This is a genomic window from Bacillus sp. FJAT-27986 (assembly GCF_001685035.1).
Classification (GTDB): domain Bacteria; phylum Bacillota; class Bacilli; order Bacillales; family Pradoshiaceae; genus Pradoshia.
Genome location: NZ_MAYV01000020.1, coordinates 52,160 through 69,022, shown reverse-complemented (window position 1 = coordinate 69,022; position 16,863 = coordinate 52,160). Strand labels below are relative to the sequence as shown.

The following is a 16,863-nucleotide window of genomic DNA, read 5'->3' as shown; positions in this document are numbered from 1 at the left end:
TTTTAGAAGATTATAATAAGGATGGGAACATAGCATTCTTATAAGAGAAATAATGTGTAAATAAGGAATTTTTTCACTAAATATGCTCAAAGATGAGCAAACTTTAATGGATTAAGGAGGAAAACAAATGAGTATGAGAGAACCAGCACTCTAACAGGAGGAACAAGTTGAATCTAATTCAGTAAGACCATTCGGATTACGAGATAAAGTCGGCTATTTGCTGGGTGATTTTGGAAACGACTTCTTTTTCTTGCTTGCCAGCACATTCTTAATGGTATTTTATACAGATATTTTCCATATTAATGCTGCAACAGTCGGGGTATTATTTATGGTTGCCCGACTTTGGGATGCATTTGCTGATGTGGCTTGGGGCCGATTCATTGATACAAGACCAGCGACGAAACATGGAAAGTATAAACCATGGGTTCTGCGCATGTCTTTCCCACTAGTATTCACAGGTGTTTTAATGTTCACGACAATACCTGGTATGTCTGATGGTTTCTACCTGGCATGGGCATTTGTGACTTACATTGTATGGGGTACATTGTATGCGACTGTTAGTATTCCATATGGATCAATGGCATCCGTTATGACAGCTGATTCTGTAGAACGTACTTCATTATCAACATGGCGTACAGTAGGGGCAAGCTTAGCAGGTTTAATTATCAATGTTTTGGGACCAGTGATTGTGTTTGTAGACAATAAAATTGATGCAAACCGTATGTTCATGGCTGCGGCTGTGTTTGGCGTTTTGGCAATTGCATGTTATTTCGGTTGTTATAAACTCTCTACAGAACGTATCGTGGCACCGACAAAAGAAGTGGAAAAAGGTGCTTTCCTTCGCTCCATGAAAAGCTTAATGACTAATAAACCATTTGTTTGGGTCTTGTCAGCTTCGCTTATAGCTATGTTAGTACAATACCTACTAACTACTGTTAATATTTATTTGTTTAAAGATTATTTCGGAGATGCATCTGCTTTAAGTTTGATTGGGGCAATACAAATGGTATCTATGTTTTTATGTCTTCCATTAGTAAAGCCGTTAGTTGCGAAATTTGGTAAAAAAGAAACAGCTTTAATCGGTATGTCAATTACTACTATTGTCTATACACTATTATTTTTCTTAAAAGGTCTGTCAGCAATTCAATTTGTGGCCTTTGCGGCAGTGGGTACATTTAGTATGTATCTCTATAACTTTGTGACTTGGGCCTTCATTACTGACGTTACGGATTACCATGAATATAAAACTTCAATGAGAGAAGATGCGACCGTTTACTCTGTCATTGCAATGGCAAGAAAAGTAGGTCTTGCTTTAGCTGGCGGTATCGGCGGTGCTGCAATTGCCGCTGTTGGTTATGATGCAACACGTGGAACACAAACACAAGAAGTGCTAGATGGAATCTATGCGTTAGGTACAATCGTACCAGCCATTCTTTATGGTCTAGTTGTTTTAGTCTTGTTTATGTATCCATTAAATAAAAAGAAAACAGCTCAACTTGCTGAAGATTTAGCAGCGAAAAGAGCAAACAATTAATCAGTTGAATCATCTAGGATAAAAGATTGGACCGAATTACTCCATTCGGTCCAATCTTAAATATTTTTATTGCGGAGGATCCAATAATGATAGAGTTAAAGGAAAGAGCGGTAACGGTAGATTTAAAAGCAAAACCTTTTAATTTAACAGATGAAGCTATTAAATGGGTTGAAGAAACCATTGCTAATATGACAATTGAGGAGAAAATCGGTCAGTTATTCGTAAACATGGGTGCTAGCCGTGATGAAGAGTACTTAAAAGGAGTATTAGATAGCTACCATATCGGTGCGGTTCGTTACAACCCGGCTACAGCTGAGCAAGTATACGATCAAAATAAAATCTTACAAGAAAATAGTAAAATACCTTTATTAATCGCTGCAAACACGGAGAACGGCGGAAATGGCGCTTGTATAGATGGCACATATGTAGCAAACCAAGTTAAAATTGGTGCTACAAATGATCCTAAGTATGCTTATGAATTGGGTAGAGTATCTGGTGAAGAAGCAGCTGCTATCGGATGTAACTGGAGTTTTGCACCAGTTGTTGATATCGACATGAACTGGAGAAACCCAGTAATCTCTACTCGTTGCTATTCCAATAAAGCAGAGCAAGTTTTAGAATACTCTTTAGAATATATGAGAGGAATTATGGAAAGTGGTGTAGCTCCGGCTGCTAAGCACTTCCCAGGGGATGGTGTAGATGAAAGGGACCATCACTTATCATTTGCTCCAAACACATTAACAGTAGAAGAGTGGGATAACACATTCGGAAAAGTTTATGGAGGATTAATAGAAGCTGGACTACCGTCTATCATGACAGGACATATGGCTTTACCGGAATATGTACGTCATTTCAAACCAGATGCGACTATTGAAGAGTTAGCAACACCAGCAAGTTTAAGTAATATCGTATTACAAAATCTATTAAGAGATAAATTAAACTTCAATGGTGTAATCGTATCTGATGCTTCCCATATGGTAGCTATGACATCTGCTATGAAGCGGAAAGACATGCTTCCTACAGCAATAGCTGCTGGTTGTGATTTATTCTTATTCTTCAATGACCCAGAAGAAGACTTCAAGTGGATGATGGAAGGATATGAAAAAGGAATTATCACTGAACAAAGACTTGAAGAAGCATTAACTCGTATTTTAGGATTGAAAGCTTCTTTAGGATTGCATGCAAAAGCTAAGACTGAAATTTTACAGCCAAAAGAAGTAGCAATGGCTAAAATGAGAACAGAAAAAAATATGGCTATTGCACCGGAAATTTCAGATAAAGCGATCACATTAGTGAAGAATAAACAGGAATTATTACCAATCAATCCAGAAAAGAATAAGAAGGTTTTACTTGTTGAAGTAAAAGGACCAGAATCCGCATATGGTAAGTTAATGGCTGCTATGACAGCTGGTAAGAAGAAACCAATCGAATTAATGAAGGAACTGCTTGAGAAAGCAGGATTCGAAGTTGAAATCTACGAATCACCAATCGATAAGCTGATGAAACTTCCTCCACAAGAAATGATGGGTGCAATCATGAACGTATACGCTCAAAAACGCCCAATTGCTGAACTGACAAATAATTATGATTTAATCATCAACATAGCAGATGTAGCACCGACTACAGACCAACGTATACAATGGGCTCCTCTGAAGGGAACTCCAGATATACCGTTCTATGTAAATGAAGTACCGACTATCTTTATTTCTTTACAATGCCCGTTCCACTTGGCAGATGTACCGCAAATTAAGACATATATTAATGCATATGATAGTCATGATCATACGGTGACTGCGATCGTTGATAAATTATTGGGACGTTCAGAATTCAAAGGTGTAAGCCCTGTTGATGCATTCTGTGGATTTATCGATGCACAACTTTAATTAGAATTTTTTATAAAAATTCGTTGATTGTGCGATTTAAATCATAATCTTTAAATAAGAAGGTAGTTAGAGCGAGGTTAACTTAACTGAACTTAACTATCTTCTTTACTTTTTATAAAGAGTGAATAGTGTACTAGTAGAGAGGAGTGATAATGAAATATGGTAAAAATGGTATCCAGATTATCTGGTGAGAACAATAATAGCTATGCATACAGAGCCATAAAAGAAGGAATCGTATCATTGAATTTACTGCCTGGACAATTATTGAGTTTGGGAGAACTAACAGAGGCTCTTAACGTCTCAAGTACACCTATTAAAATTGCTATATGGAAGCTTCAGCAGGAACACCTCGTAGATGTAATCCCCCAAGTAGGATCCTATGTTTCAAGAATCAATTTGGAATTAGTTGAGGAAGCAGCATATATGTGGTTCGACTTAGAAAAAGAATACTTGAAATCAGCTTGTCATTCTTTTTCTAAAGAACATATGAATCAGTTGAAGATGAATCTTATTCTTCAAGAGACGCTGTTGGGTCAAAAGGACATAATGAATCAAAAAGAGCTGGCCAGGAAATTTAATGAGTTGGATGATCAGTTTCATTCGATTATCTTTCATGCACATCATAGAACTAATACATGGAAAGCAATTTCTCATATGACGCTGGATTATCACCGAATGATTAGCTTTAGCCAACATCCTTTTGAACAAATGATTGCCGAACACAAAGAAATTATTTCCATAATCGAAAATAAAGAGATAGAAAGAGTAGAAAGAGCTCTTGAAAAACATATATTTAAACCAATAGATGATTGGAGAAATGTATATAAAGAGGAAGTATGTTAGAAAAGTGTTAGTGAAATGAGAAAGAAAGCATTACACAACTGAAAAAGCCTCAAAACAAAGATATCCAAATATAAATGGATGATATATCGATTTAATCATGTTGAAGCTACCCAAAAGTTTCGAAAGGTTAATCTAACCAATAAAAAGAGTTGCCAGAAGAATATTTCCTGACGGTAACTCTTTTTATATTTGATGGGTTTTCCAACATGCTTAGATTATACAATCAAGTCTATGTTTCAATGTCTAACCTTTAACGGGATTGTGTAAAATAAATATTTCCTATATCAATATAATTTTAGGTCTCAATACGTATTAGCAAAATAAATCAAAAAACTTAAAAAAGTAAGCACTTTCATGTAATGAATTTTATTTATTGATATACTAGTATAATAAGTAGGTGTTCTAAAGAATGCCCTTTAAGAACGCTGACTTCCGGGAGTGTGAAAAGTAGTGAATAAATGGGCAAAGGATATTTATCAACCTAAAGTTTTAGATGGATCTATTTTGGCTTCTTATCGTCTTCAAGGATTAAATACAGATGTGACTGGATTTAATCAATTTGAAACACATGGTACATATGAGATTTATGTCTTTGAAGAGGGGCAGTGTAATTATTTTATTCATAATAAAATGTATGACTTACAACCAGGAGATATCATTCTTTTGGACAGATTTACTTTACATAAGACAAATACTGTTTCTCCTGATACCTATGTAAGGAGTACCATTCATTTTTCACCAGCTTGGTTAGGGAGGTTATTTCCTGTTTTGGGCATGCCAAATCTTTTGGACCCTTTTCAAAAGCTGAATAACTGTATTTTGCGAACTGGATTTGATGCTTCGGGTAAATATGTTGCAGAGAAAATTAAATGGTTCGCAAAGCAACTGGAGATAATCGATCAGGAGTTTCAATCTACAGGTAAAATAAATTCGATATTAGAAACAGAACTGAAAATAGAATTTCTCCAACTATTGATGAAGATTTATAAAATGAGCCAATGTTCACAGTTGCACGTCGAACAAAAGAAGACAGAAAAGAAACAGCATGCTGAGAATATTCTCTCATGGATTAATCAGCACTATTGCGAAAAAATCAGCTTAGAACGTATTGCAAAAGAGTTTAATCTAAATAAATACTATGTATCCCATGTCTTTAAAGAGGTTACTGGCTATACGGTCATGGAATATGTAATGGAATGCAGACTGATTCAGGTAAAGTATTTATTGGAAATGAAGCTTGATCAATCACTGGAAGACATATTCCGCTCGACGGGTTTTGGAAGTGCCGCCCACTTCAGTCGCTTTTTTAAAGAGAGAATTGGGATGACACCAACTAGTTATCGGAAAATGAAAGGAAGACAAACTTTTGGTTAATTATGCTCAGTACTGAGCAATCTAAATTTTCTATATCAAAAAGTTAGAAAACAACACTCATACCAATTTATAAGTAACTTTGATTGAATATGCTCAATATTGAGCAATATCTCGATTTATGTAACAAAGAAAGAAGAACACAATATACATACCAAATTATAAATAAAACTTTAATAAATTATGCTCAATATTGAGCAAATGTAAGGCTGTTCCGTTCATAAGAGTAAACACCCTTCTATCTTAAGAAAAAGAAGGTATATGTTTAGTTAATTATGCTCAATACTGAGCAAATTATATTTGTTGGATAGATTAAGGAGGATAACTAAATGAGCATGAGAGAACCAGTACTCCAGCAGGAGGAACAACTTAACTCTAGTACGGTAAGACCATTCGGCTTACGAGATAAAGTAGGCTATTTACTAGGTGACTTTGGAAACGATTTCTTTTTCTTATTAACTAGTACATTTTTAATGGTATTTTATACAGATATTTTCCATATTAGTGCTGCAACAGTAGGGGTATTATTTATGGTCGCTCGACTATGGGACGCATTTGCTGATGTAGCTTGGGGACGTTTTATTGATACACGACCAACAACAAAAAATGGAAAGTTTAAGCCTTGGATATTGCGTATGTCATTCCCATTAGTATTTACAGGTGTTTTAATGTTCACAACCATTCCTGGAATGTCAGATGGATTCTATCTAGCATGGGCATTTGTGACATATATTGTTTGGGGTACATTATACAGTACAGTTAATATTCCTTATGGATCAATGGCTTCTGTTATTACAGCTGATCCAGTTGAAAGAACAACATTGTCTACATGGCGTACAGTAGGTGCTAGCTTAGCAGGTCTTATTATTAATGTTCTTGGACCAATGATTGTATTTATTGATAACAAAATTAGTGCAGATCGCATGTTCATGACAGCTTGTATCTTCGGTGTGTTAGCAATTGCTTGTTATATTGGTTGCTACAAACTTTCAACAGAACGTATTGAGGCACCAGCAAAAGAAGTGAAGAAGGGTGATTTCCTGCGTTCTTTGAAAAGCTTAGTGAAAAATAAACCATTCCTATGGGTACTAACAGCATCACTCATGACTATGTTAACATCTTTTATTGTTATGGCAGTTAATACGTACTTGTTCAAAGATTATTTCGGTAATGCAGCAGCGCTAAGTATAATTGGACTTGTTCAAATGGCGTCAATGTTCATTACAGTTCCATTAGTTAAGCCACTAGTTGCAAAGTTTGGTAAAAAGGAAATCTCAATTGTCGGAATGGCATTTGCAAGTGTTATATACATTGCGCTATTCTTCTTAAAAGGTATTGAAACAATGCCGTTTATCGCTATTGTAGCACTAGCTATGATGGGCATGAGTTTCTATAGTTTTATTACTTATGCATTCATTTCAGATGTTATTGACTATCATGAATACCTAACATCATTACGAGAAGATGCAACGGTTTATTCTATTGTTTCTATGTCTAGAAAAATAGGACAAGCAGTAGCTGGTGGTATCGGTGGGGTGGCAATCGCCGCTGTTGGTTATAATGCTACATTAGGTACGCAACCACAAGAAGTATTAGATGGTATTTACATGCTAGGTACATTAGTGCCGGGTGTATTATACGGAATCATTGCAGTTGTTTTATTCATGTATCCTTTAAACAAGCAAAAAACAATTGAATTAAGTAAAGAATTAGAAGCAAAACGTAATGCAAATAGTTAATGAATTGAAGATTAAGGATGAATTATTGGCTCTAATTGGTATGAATAATCATTAGAGCCAATTCTAGATATTTTACGGTGGAGGATTTAGTTAATGATCGACTTAAAGGAAAAAACAATGATGGTAGATTTAAAAGCAAAACCGTTTAATTTAACAGATAAAGATATTAAATGGGTAGAAGATACAATTGCAGAGATGACAATCGAGGAAAAAATCGGTCAGTTATTCGTAAACATGGGAGCCAGCCGCGATGAAGAGTATTTAAAAGGAATGTTAGCTACTTATCATATCGGTGCCGTTCGTTACAATCCAGCTACAGCTGAACAAGTATATGACCAAAATAAAATCTTACAAGAAAATAGTAAGGTTCCTCTATTAATAGCTGCAAATACAGAGTGCGGTGGAAATGGTGCTTGTATAGATGGTACATATGTAGGTCATCAAGTAAAAATAGGTGCTACAAATGATCCTAAGTATGCTTATGAATTGGGGAGAGTATCCGGAGAGGAAGCTGCTGCTATCGGGTGTAACTGGAGCTTTGCACCAGTTGTTGATATCGATATGAACTGGAGAAACCCAGTAATATCTACTCGTTGCTACTCCAATAAAGCAGAGCAAGTTTTAGAATACTCTTTAGAATATATGAGAGGAATAATGGAAAGTGGTATAGCTCCAGCTGCTAAGCACTTCCCTGGAGATGGCGTAGATGAAAGGGATCATCACTTATCATTTGCTCCAAACACGTTAACAGTAGAAGAGTGGGATAATACATTCGGAAAAGTATATGGAGGATTAATAGAAGCGGGATTACCTTCTATCATGTCAGGACACATCGCTTTACCGGAATATGTACGTCACTTTAAACCAGATGCAACGATTGAAGAGTTAGCAACACCATCAAGTTTAAGTAATATCGTCTTACAAAATCTATTAAGAGATAAATTGAACTTTAATGGTGTAATCGTAACGGATGCTTCTCACATGGTAGCGATGACATCTGCTATGAAGCGCAGTGAGATGTTACCTACAGCTATAGCTGCTGGTTGTGACTTATTCTTATTCTTCAATGACCCGGAGGAAGACTTCAACTGGATGATGGAAGGCTATAAAAAAGGAATCATCACTGAAGAAAGACTTGAAGAGGCATTAACTCGTATATTAGGATTGAAAGCATCTTTAGGATTACACACAAAAGCTAAAACTGAAATTTTACAGCCAAAAGAAGAAGCCATGGCTAAAATCGGAACAGAAGCAAATAAGGCTGTTGCACCAGAAATATCAGATAAAGCGATCACATTAGTGAAGAATAAGCAGGAATTATTACCAATCAATCCAGAAAAGAATAAGAGGGTTTTACTTGTTGATGTAAAAGGACCAGAATCTGCTTATGGTAAAATCATGGCTGCTATGTCGGTTGGTAAGAAAAAGCCAATCGAATTAATGAAGGAATTACTTGAAAAAGCAGGTTTTGAAGTTGAAATATATGAATCTGCAATAGATAAGATATTAAAACTTCCACCACAAGAAATGTTAGGTGCAGTCATGAACGTATATGCTCAAAAACGTCCAATATCTGATTTAACAAGTAAGTATGATTTAATCATAAACATAGCAGACGTACCACCAAGCACAGATCAGCGTATTCAATGGAATCCTTCAAAGGGAACTCCAGATATACCGTTCTATGTAAATGAAGTACCGACAATATTTATATCTTTACAATGTCCATTCCATTTAGCAGATGTACCGCAAGTTAAGACATACATAAATGCCTATGATAGTCATGAACATACATTATCTGCAATAGTTGATAAATTGTTAGGACGTTCAGAATTTAAAGGTGTAAGCCCTGTCGATGCATTTTGTGGATTTATCGATACAAGAATTTAATGAAGTGTTTATATAAATAATAGGTTTTTAGATTATGTAATTTAAAACATCATTTCATTTCTGCCGTAGGTAAGAAGATAGTTAGACGGAATTTAACTATCTTCTTTACTTATATAAAGCTTTGAACAGAGACTAGCAGTGTTTTCTCTAATAGGAGTGAGACTAAGTATGGTGAAAATGTTATCAAGGTTACCAGGTGAGAATAATAATAACTACTCGTATAGAGCAATTAAAGAAGGGATATTATCATTAGAATTACTGCCTGGACAGTTATTGAGTGTTGGAGAACTGACTGAGGCATTAAAAGTATCAAGTACGCCTATAAAAAGTGCGTTATGGAAACTACATCAAGAGCATCTTGTAGATGTTATTCCACAAGTTGGGTCATATGTTTCAAGAATAAATTTGGAATTGGTTGAAGAAGCGTCGTTTATGTGGTTTGACTTAGAAAAGAAATATTTAAAATCAGCATGTAATTATTTTTCTGAAGAGAATGTTGATCAGTTAAGGAGAAATCTTGATCTTCAAGAAATACTGTTGATTCAACAAAACACACTGAGTCCAAAAAAGATGACTAGACAATTTAATGAATTAGATGATGGCTTTCATTCGATTATCTTCCGAGGCCATCATAGGGATAATACTTGGAAAGCAATTTCACGTATGAATATGGATTATCACCGAATGATTAACTTTAGCCAACATCATTTTGAACAGATGATTGCTGAACATAGAAATATACTTTCTATAATTGAGAATAAAGAGATGGAACGAGTGGAAGATACTCTTAAAAAACATATATTCAAACCACTAGATTATTGGAGAAGGTATAAAGAAGAAATCTGCGAGAAGAATGAGCGCAAAATATTCATGGCTACAACATGATCTTACGTTAACGTAATAAAAATTACAAAGAAGCCTCTCAAAAGCTACGCACTTTTAAGGGACTTCTTTTTAAGTTATTAACATAAAAATGTCGATTGTAATTTTTATAATATTAAAGAGTCTTTAGTGTCTTTAATGCACGATGAATTATTAATCAGTAAGATCTACAACAACTTTAATCGTTTCATTGGCAGCGATAGCTGTGTCAAAAGCCTTTGAAAGGTCGTCTAATTTATAGACTTGCGTTACCATTGTTGCGATTGGTGTTTTTTTCTTCTCAATATGATCAACAACACGTACGATATCTTCATGTGTATATCCGCTTGCACCAATAATTTTTACTTCTTTACTCATAATATCCGAGAAACTTACTGGTACGTCTTGTTTGTACACGGCAACAATGGCAAAACGAGCATCAGGTTTTGCCATTTTGAATGCTTGTTCAAATAATGGAGGAGCACCGGCAGCATCAATAAAAGCATCCACATTTGGAAGTGGAAAACCATAGTATTCAGCTGTGCCGAAATATTCAACAAGTGTTGTGGCTAGATCCTGTTTAGTGGTATTGATTGTTTTCGCACCTAATTCTTGAGCTTTAGCTAAACGCCAATCATTGATATCTACTACAACCACATCTTTAATACCTTCTCCGATCAAGCCGGCAGCAGCTGATAATCCGATCGGACCGGCACCAAGTACTACGATATGTTCACCTGGTTTAGGGTTAGTTGAGAAAGCACCATGAAAACCAACGCTCATCGGCTCCATTAATGCCGCTTCTTCAGGTGTTACTTCATCTGAGAAAGTGTATAAGTTATGATTTAAGGCTGCATCTTCGATGACCACAAATTGAGAAAATCCGCCTGCTTCACAAGAAAGTGCCTTACCAACTCGTTTAGCGGTAATCGGATTCACCCCAACGCGCATTCCAACTTGAATGTCCTTTACCTCTGAACCAACCTCTGCGACTTCACCGAAAAATTCATGCCCAAATTCTTTTTCATAACGGATGCCCATATTTCCGGCACCAGCTTTTACAATATTTATATCTGTACCGCAAATACCACAACGCAATGTACGCAATAATACATCCTTCGGTCCGATTGTTGGCATTGGTAACTCTTCAACTCGTACATCATTTAAGCCATGATAAACTCCTGCTTTCATCTCATTCACCCCAATTTTTATAAGTATACTTAATTTTATGACAATTAATATACCAGAGCAATTTGGAACCTTTTATATGAACAATAAAAATGTTACTAATCTCCCAAAGATATTTATTATAGGTGGTAATATATGTATATAGTATTTGAAATCTATATATCTGTAATTTCTATTAATTATTGACAAGTAATCAGTATTGCTATTGGTATTGTTTGTAAACGGATTTATCTGAAAATTATTAATGAGACCGACAGACTCTCCGAAACCTGAGTAACTGAAAGAAACTTTATTTTAAAAAATTAAAACCGGAAACGGAATAGCCTCGTCAATATTTAGGAAGGGGGAGAAATAGTGGATGAAATAACAATGGAACGCCTCGTTATTGAGGAAAAGGAGATCATCATCGACGAACTGATGGACCAATATGGGCAAGAAATTTTACAACTCTCCTATTCTTATGTGAAGAATCGTGAACTTGCTGAGGACCTTACCCAAGATATCTTTGTAAAATGCTATCAATCCCTTCATACATATAAGGGGAAATCAAAAATTAGGACATGGTTGTGGAGAATAGCTATTAATCATTGCAAGGATTATTTGAAAAGCTGGTACAAAAACCATGTCTTCCTCTCAAGTGATGAATACATTTATTCTGGTGAAAGTGGGCATAGCACTGAACAAGCGGTTATTCGGCAAGATGAGGAAGAACGTCTGGCGCATTCTGTTATGCATCTGCCGATTAAATATCGGGAAGTCATCTATCTTCATTATTTTGAGGAGATGCCCATTCGTGAAATGGCGCAGGTACTATATATTAATAACAATACAGTGAAAACGAGACTCCGCAGGGCGAAGGCACTTTTAAAGGATAGTTGGGAGGGATATAGCGAATGGAAGAACGGTTGAAGGGTCTTAAAAAGGCTATGAAGGAAACTTGCATGCGGGAGCTAGATTTCTCAGAAACTATGAAAAAACGCATTCATAAGTCCATCGCAAAAGAATCATTCAGCGAGCAGGATATGTTCATTAACCTCCTCCAGCTTCTTTTAAAGGAAAGGACAGGCTTTGAATTAACAAGGCTTCTTGCAGTAAGAGGCATAAGAAAGTATGAGGACGAGGAAGGTTCTATATATGCGTTTTTGCATGAACAGGAGCTAGCGGGAATCATTACGGCTTCATGGGGATCATCAGGAGAAAAAAAGTATCAGCTGACCGACAAGGGGAGGCGTGCGCTTGAAAAGTCTGATGAACGAGTATGGCTAGCTAGTCTTACCTTGAGAGGACAGGCGGAGAGGTGATTAGAATGGTCAATGATAGAGAACGCTTTTTGGGAGAAGTTATCGGGCAAATTCGCTCAAAGGAAGCGAAGGTAAGTGTTGAAAAAGAATTGAATTATCATCTTAAGGAAGCAAAGGAATATTGGCTGGGGAAAGGGCTGTCGGCTACGGAGGCACAGGAGAAGGCGATTAAGCAAATGGGAGATCCGTATAAGCTTGGTGAGAAGATGAACAAGCTATACCGACCGAAAGTGGATTGGCTGCTTTTTTCCCTGTTAGCAGCAGTGATGATGCTTGGATTTCTCCCGATTTTATCAATGGATTCGTCACAAGTGGAAATACAGGATTCATTTATGCGGAATAGAGTGATTTTTGGTCTGCTAGGCATAGCGCTGGCAATTGGGATTATGTACTTTGACTATCGGAAGCTGCAAAGATGGAGTTGGGCCTTTTATCTGGTTGGTGTAGCTATACTCTATGGGTTACGGCTAATTCCGTCTTATACAATCAATGGGGAACCTTATTTTGGTATACCAATGCTTGGTTCATTCAATTGTTGGATTGCATTGCCGTTCTTTTTCCTGGCTTGGGCTCAATTTTTTCAGAATAAGAAATTGAAAGTTTGGCAGCTTTTTCTTTTGTTTATCTACTCCTTTTATCTTTTCTTAATGGTTCCAGACCTAGCAATCTCATTTATCTATGGAATGACAGTTTTGATTATGTTATGGTGGAGCCATTTAAGTAAGAAAACTGCATTATTATATAACCGCAAGTACGATTACAGCATTCATAATTGGGTTGGTAGCCGTTTTGCCTTCTTTAAAAGGTTATCAGAATGAGCGGATAGCAGCCTATATAAATCCCGAGAAGTATGCAGATGGTTCAGGGTATATGTATGTGCAACTAAGGGAGCTGATGACCGAAGCAAAATGGTATGGAAGCTCTGCTGGCCAAGGTAATGTTCTTCCAGGAACATATTCCGATTATGCATTGGCGGGTCTGACCTCTCATTTCGGGTATGTTGTCACCGTGGCAGTTCTGATTATTCTTCTATTATTTGTGATTCGAATGGGGTATATTGCGATAGGAGCACGCAATAGATATGGAAAATTACTTGTTATCGGAGCTCTGGCCCTGTTTTCTTTACAATTTTTCTATAATATTGCGATGATATTCGGGTTTGTCCCGATTATGACAATCTACTTACCGTTTATCAGCTATGGCTGGATGTCGACGATTTTGAATGCGTTTTTAATAGGAATTGTACTTAGTGTTTACAGGCGTAAGCATTATGGTGTAATGACAGAAAGAGAGTGCGAGGTCAATTAGGCCTAGCATCCTTTTTAAGCGAGGTTCGGACCAAACCAATTAACATCATCTTCCATAGGCAGAAAATAAGAGTGGGAAATCACGAAAAGGATTTCAGGCTATATTAACGGACAAATCATCGCGGTTAATGGCGGACGTAATATGCTTAGAGGATAATGATATAATCCCATCTGTTAAACACAGGTGGGATTTTTATGTTAAGGTTAACTTATCCCTCATTATAGTGGGATTTTGGAGCAATGAGCTAATAGGAGTGTTTAATCATGCAACATTTGCAGTTCGAAAAATCGTGGGATAAAGCGTTATCTGCCCAGGACCGAAGCTATATAGAAAAAGTATTTGTAGAGACAAAGCATCTAAACGGCACAGGTGTAATTTTCTCTCCTATCTGGGAAGCCATCAACCACAAAGAGGCACTGCTTGTGACTGTATTAGTCCATAATTTTACAGATCAGCCGCTTACATTTAATAACACAGGATTACGATACAAAATTCAGGGAGAGGTTATTGCGGAAAATGAATTTACCTTACATAATCTTGTGATTCCAAATGAAGTGAGTATGCCATGGACATTTATATTTCCAAAAGAAAGCTACAAAACACAGATACCTATTAAGAATGGACGATTAGAGACAGTGTGATTTTCAACAGAGAAAAATTCCGAAATCAGTTAAATAAAATTATATCGAAAATAGTAAAAGGTTTTTTAATATAAATAAAGTTTCTGTAAAATCCAAACATGGATTGGTAATATAAAACGGCTTGATTCAAGTAGGAATCATCAAGCCGTTTTTATTATCAGGAAGATTTAGCATGAAGTATGACGAGGAATTTTCCATCCTGGACTTCATTAGAGTAACGTTGAGCGTCCTCTTCAGATAGTCCGATATTCATAAGAGAGTTTAATAATCCGCCTTCACTGGATCGAGCTCCAACTAGTGCACCGCCGAGCATAGTTAAAACAGGACCTGCAGCTAAAATTGCTCCCAAACCTGGGACCAATACAGCCGGTAATCCTGCGAGTGCGCCGGCAATGCCGAGTGCCCCTCCGGTAGCAGCTCCCGCAATAGCTCCATCCATAGTAGACGTTTTTACTTCCTGCGACATCTTGGATAAATCATTTGCTTGGTTAGCAATCACAGATATTTCATCAGTAGTATAGCCTTCCTTTTTAAACTCCTCAATAGCATCTGCTGCTTGTTGTTCGTTCTCATATACGTGAATCACATAATCTCCCATTCTATACCTCCCAATTTCATTAATATGGGTTATTTACCCGTTTTAATATCTTTAGACACTTTTTCCTGGGTGTGCTGGATAGATCGATTAAATTAGAGAGTTCTATTTGTTAAATAAATATATTCAAGCCAGACAAACATTCATATGTAAACAGCTTTTTATCTCTTTAAAATTACGAAAAATAAAATTTAATTCTTAATAAAACAATGAATAACTGAGTAATTTAAAGGTTTTGTATCATCTGTAAACCTAAATGGTTATATTTAACTGTTTTTTTGCATTTTCAGAAGAATTTGAGGTTTCAATGCTCTTTACAACTGGAAAATACCGGAGTAGTATTACTCTCATAATTAAATCATTCTTAATCGCTGAATCTTGAAAGAGCGGGGGAACCACTTTTGTGACAATGTCACTTGGGGTGAATCCTTAACAAGGTAGGGCTACTCTTTTGGCCCGAATCCGACAGCTAACCTCGTAAGCGTTAAGGGAGAGGATGGTGTAACTGGGGAGTCGAAGAAGTTATTTCGACCACAGGGTAGACCTCTGTGGTCTTTTTTGAAATTTAACAATTTAATACGTTAATATCTTAAATCGCTGAGTCTTTTAAAGAGCGGGGGAACCACTTTTGTGACAATGTCACTTGGGGTGAATCCTTAACAAGGTAGGGCTACTCTTTTGGCCCGAATCCGACAGCTAACCTCGTAAGCGTTAAGAGAGAAGGTATTACCTTTGGATTAAAGCCCACTGTGTAATACAGAGGGCTTTTTTGCGCTTTTTAAATGGTAAAATTTAACAAAAATTAAGGGGGAACCAACCAAATGTTACGTATGAGTTATCTGGATATTAAGCTGCTCGAGGAAAAAGCAAAAATAGAGGATGAGAATGCAAGAAGAGCTAGTTCAATCGTTTACCAGAATAACCAGATGAATATTTCATTTTATCCGAAGGTTTCTCTAAAGTTAGATAAAAGGGCAATAAGGCGTGTCCTTTCTATCATTCGATAAACAAATATGGGATATAGAAAGGACAGCTTTATCCTTCAATGAGATTTAAGGGGGATTTAAAAGTGGGAAACGTGCTGATTATCGGCAAAGGCAATCTTTATACATCAGTGATTTCTAGTAATAGCTTCAGAACAAGGGCATTTGATGTATTGTCATATAAGCAATATTTTAAATCTCTTTACAACACGGAAAATGGAAACAGGAGAATAGATAACCAAATTGAAATGGAAAAGGAACTTTTGGTATATAACAAGGTTTATATTATTTCAGATTCCATCAATGAAGGGTTCGAATTGATTACCTTCTTTTCTAAATTGGGTACGAGAAAAATCATTGTTGCGACACAATGCAGCAGGGATTATCAGCTTTACAAGAAGCTCGGCGCCAAACTTGTTTATATAAGTAAACCTGGAAGCAGCTCATATAGTTGGTTAACCAATCACCTTTAACCTTTAGCTGTGGATTAAAAAATTAATTTTATGAAAGGAAGGTTCTTGTGGATTTTATTTCAATTGGATTAGCAGTAGGTTCATTTCTAATATTTTGGGGATTTATCAAATTTTGTGACAATGTGATTGAGGAACGAGGGGTAGAAAAATGATCTTTATAGGAATTGTTGTAGGTGGACTTGCGATTTACTTGGTTGATGCCTTAATTCATCCAGAGAGATATTAATTTATTAAAACACTATGGGGGAAAGAA

At 36.4% G+C, this 16,863-nt stretch carries 17 protein-coding genes and 2 riboswitches; of the genes, 15 read left to right on the top strand and 2 right to left on the bottom strand.

From position 1 onward, the window contains the following. Positions 1-217 precede the first annotated feature (217 nt). The 7 genes from A8L44_RS18255 to A8L44_RS18225 all read left to right on the top strand — a co-directional run bounded on the left by A8L44_RS18255 (position 218) and on the right by A8L44_RS18225 (position 10,145). Positions 218-1,534, top strand: coding sequence for an MFS transporter (locus A8L44_RS18255; protein ID WP_077248202.1), 1,317 nt, complete (start codon positions 218-220; stop codon positions 1,532-1,534). An 86-nt stretch (positions 1,535-1,620) separates the two neighbouring features. Next, complete coding sequence (locus tag A8L44_RS18250) at positions 1,621-3,417, top strand: glycoside hydrolase family 3 protein (RefSeq protein WP_066109952.1); 1,797 nt, start codon at positions 1,621-1,623, stop codon at positions 3,415-3,417. 159 nt (positions 3,418-3,576) lie between these two features. After that, positions 3,577-4,260 carry a GntR family transcriptional regulator gene (locus A8L44_RS18245; RefSeq protein WP_066109948.1) on the top strand — a complete coding sequence of 228 codons (684 nt, stop codon included), beginning with the start codon at positions 3,577-3,579 and terminating at the stop codon, positions 4,258-4,260. Between the two features lie 450 nt (positions 4,261-4,710). Continuing rightward, on the top strand, positions 4,711-5,634 hold the full coding sequence (locus A8L44_RS18240; protein WP_066109945.1) for an AraC family transcriptional regulator: 924 nt from the start codon (positions 4,711-4,713) through the stop codon (positions 5,632-5,634). 326 nt (positions 5,635-5,960) lie between these two features. Further along, complete coding sequence (locus A8L44_RS18235; protein ID WP_066109943.1) at positions 5,961-7,370, top strand: MFS transporter; 1,410 nt, start codon at positions 5,961-5,963, stop codon at positions 7,368-7,370. A gap of 93 nt (positions 7,371-7,463) precedes the next feature. Beyond that, positions 7,464-9,260: a glycoside hydrolase family 3 protein gene (locus A8L44_RS18230; RefSeq protein WP_217491089.1), complete on the top strand. Its 1,797-nt coding sequence runs from the start codon at positions 7,464-7,466 to the stop codon at positions 9,258-9,260. Between the two features lie 168 nt (positions 9,261-9,428). Next, the gene (locus tag A8L44_RS18225) at positions 9,429-10,145 is read left to right on the top strand and encodes a GntR family transcriptional regulator (protein WP_066109938.1); all 717 of its coding nucleotides are present in this window, start codon (positions 9,429-9,431) and stop codon (positions 10,143-10,145) included. Between the two features lie 150 nt (positions 10,146-10,295). On the opposite strand, the gene A8L44_RS18220 is transcribed toward A8L44_RS18225, so the two are convergent. Continuing rightward, entirely contained in the window at positions 10,296-11,312 is a 1,017-nt protein-coding gene (locus A8L44_RS18220) for a zinc-dependent alcohol dehydrogenase (protein ID WP_066109935.1), read from the bottom strand. A 351-nt stretch (positions 11,313-11,663) separates the two neighbouring features. Between A8L44_RS18220 and A8L44_RS18215 the strand changes: the two genes are divergently transcribed. The 5 genes from A8L44_RS18215 to A8L44_RS18200 all read left to right on the top strand — a co-directional run bounded on the left by A8L44_RS18215 (position 11,664) and on the right by A8L44_RS18200 (position 14,559). Continuing rightward, complete coding sequence (locus A8L44_RS18215) at positions 11,664-12,218, top strand: sigma-70 family RNA polymerase sigma factor (protein WP_066109933.1); 555 nt, start codon at positions 11,664-11,666, stop codon at positions 12,216-12,218. Beyond that, positions 12,203-12,610, top strand: a complete 408-nt coding sequence (locus A8L44_RS18210) for a PadR family transcriptional regulator (protein ID WP_066109930.1) — start codon at positions 12,203-12,205, stop codon at positions 12,608-12,610. Before A8L44_RS18215 ends, A8L44_RS18210 begins: the two co-directional genes overlap by 16 nt. Positions 12,611-12,615: 5 nt before the next feature. After that, a complete protein-coding gene (locus A8L44_RS18655; RefSeq protein ID WP_077248201.1) occupies positions 12,616-13,428 on the top strand; it encodes a permease prefix domain 1-containing protein in 813 nt (270 codons plus the stop codon). Then, the gene (locus A8L44_RS18650; protein WP_175354329.1) at positions 13,400-13,918 is read left to right on the top strand and encodes an FtsW/RodA/SpoVE family cell cycle protein; all 519 of its coding nucleotides are present in this window, start codon (positions 13,400-13,402) and stop codon (positions 13,916-13,918) included. Before A8L44_RS18655 ends, A8L44_RS18650 begins: the two co-directional genes overlap by 29 nt. Before the next feature lie 263 nt (positions 13,919-14,181). Then, positions 14,182-14,559 (top strand): SLAP domain-containing protein, encoded by a 378-nt coding sequence (locus tag A8L44_RS18200; protein WP_066109927.1) that lies wholly within the window; start codon positions 14,182-14,184, stop codon positions 14,557-14,559. Between the two features lie 157 nt (positions 14,560-14,716). Here A8L44_RS18200 and A8L44_RS18195 read toward each other — a convergent pair whose 3' ends face one another. Further along, on the bottom strand, positions 14,717-15,157 hold the full coding sequence (locus A8L44_RS18195; protein WP_066109924.1) for a general stress protein: 441 nt from the start codon (positions 15,155-15,157) through the stop codon (positions 14,717-14,719). Between the two features lie 356 nt (positions 15,158-15,513). Further along, positions 15,514-15,654, top strand: a riboswitch (cyclic di-AMP (ydaO/yuaA leader). An 85-nt stretch (positions 15,655-15,739) separates the two neighbouring features. After that, a riboswitch (cyclic di-AMP (ydaO/yuaA leader) is annotated at positions 15,740-15,879 on the top strand. Positions 15,880-15,975: 96 nt separating this feature from the next. Here A8L44_RS18195 and A8L44_RS18190 point away from each other — a divergent pair. The 3 genes from A8L44_RS18190 to A8L44_RS19525 all read left to right on the top strand — a co-directional run bounded on the left by A8L44_RS18190 (position 15,976) and on the right by A8L44_RS19525 (position 16,836). Then, the gene (locus tag A8L44_RS18190) at positions 15,976-16,161 is read left to right on the top strand and encodes a hypothetical protein (protein ID WP_066109921.1); all 186 of its coding nucleotides are present in this window, start codon (positions 15,976-15,978) and stop codon (positions 16,159-16,161) included. 62 nt (positions 16,162-16,223) lie between these two features. Then, entirely contained in the window at positions 16,224-16,610 is a 387-nt protein-coding gene (locus tag A8L44_RS18185) for a hypothetical protein (protein WP_066109918.1), read from the top strand. A 148-nt stretch (positions 16,611-16,758) separates the two neighbouring features. Further along, the gene (locus A8L44_RS19525) at positions 16,759-16,836 is read left to right on the top strand and encodes a potassium-transporting ATPase subunit F (protein ID WP_077248205.1); all 78 of its coding nucleotides are present in this window, start codon (positions 16,759-16,761) and stop codon (positions 16,834-16,836) included. Positions 16,837-16,863: the final 27 nt, after the last annotated feature.

What these genes read in the sequence shown, in the direction of transcription:
- A8L44_RS18250 (WP_066109952.1), top strand. Translation starts at nt 1,621, where the DNA reads ATGATAGAGTTAAAGGAAAGAGCGGTAACGGTAGATTTAAAAGCAAAA.
- A8L44_RS18245 (WP_066109948.1), top strand. Translation starts at nt 3,577, where the DNA reads ATGGTAAAAATGGTATCCAGATTATCTGGTGAGAACAATAATAGCTAT.
- A8L44_RS18235 (WP_066109943.1), top strand. Translation starts at nt 5,961, where the DNA reads ATGAGCATGAGAGAACCAGTACTCCAGCAGGAGGAACAACTTAACTCT.
- A8L44_RS18230 (WP_217491089.1), top strand. Translation starts at nt 7,464, where the DNA reads ATGATCGACTTAAAGGAAAAAACAATGATGGTAGATTTAAAAGCAAAA.
- A8L44_RS18225 (WP_066109938.1), top strand. Translation starts at nt 9,429, where the DNA reads ATGGTGAAAATGTTATCAAGGTTACCAGGTGAGAATAATAATAACTAC.
- A8L44_RS18220 (WP_066109935.1), bottom strand. Translation starts at nt 11,312, where the DNA reads ATGAAAGCAGGAGTTTATCATGGCTTAAATGATGTACGAGTTGAAGAG.
- A8L44_RS18210 (WP_066109930.1), top strand. Translation starts at nt 12,203, where the DNA reads ATGGAAGAACGGTTGAAGGGTCTTAAAAAGGCTATGAAGGAAACTTGC.
- A8L44_RS18655 (WP_077248201.1), top strand. Translation starts at nt 12,616, where the DNA reads ATGGTCAATGATAGAGAACGCTTTTTGGGAGAAGTTATCGGGCAAATT.
- A8L44_RS18200 (WP_066109927.1), top strand. Translation starts at nt 14,182, where the DNA reads ATGCAACATTTGCAGTTCGAAAAATCGTGGGATAAAGCGTTATCTGCC.
- A8L44_RS18195 (WP_066109924.1), bottom strand. Translation starts at nt 15,157, where the DNA reads ATGGGAGATTATGTGATTCACGTATATGAGAACGAACAACAAGCAGCA.
- A8L44_RS18190 (WP_066109921.1), top strand. Translation starts at nt 15,976, where the DNA reads ATGTTACGTATGAGTTATCTGGATATTAAGCTGCTCGAGGAAAAAGCA.
- A8L44_RS19525 (WP_077248205.1), top strand. Translation starts at nt 16,759, where the DNA reads ATGATCTTTATAGGAATTGTTGTAGGTGGACTTGCGATTTACTTGGTT.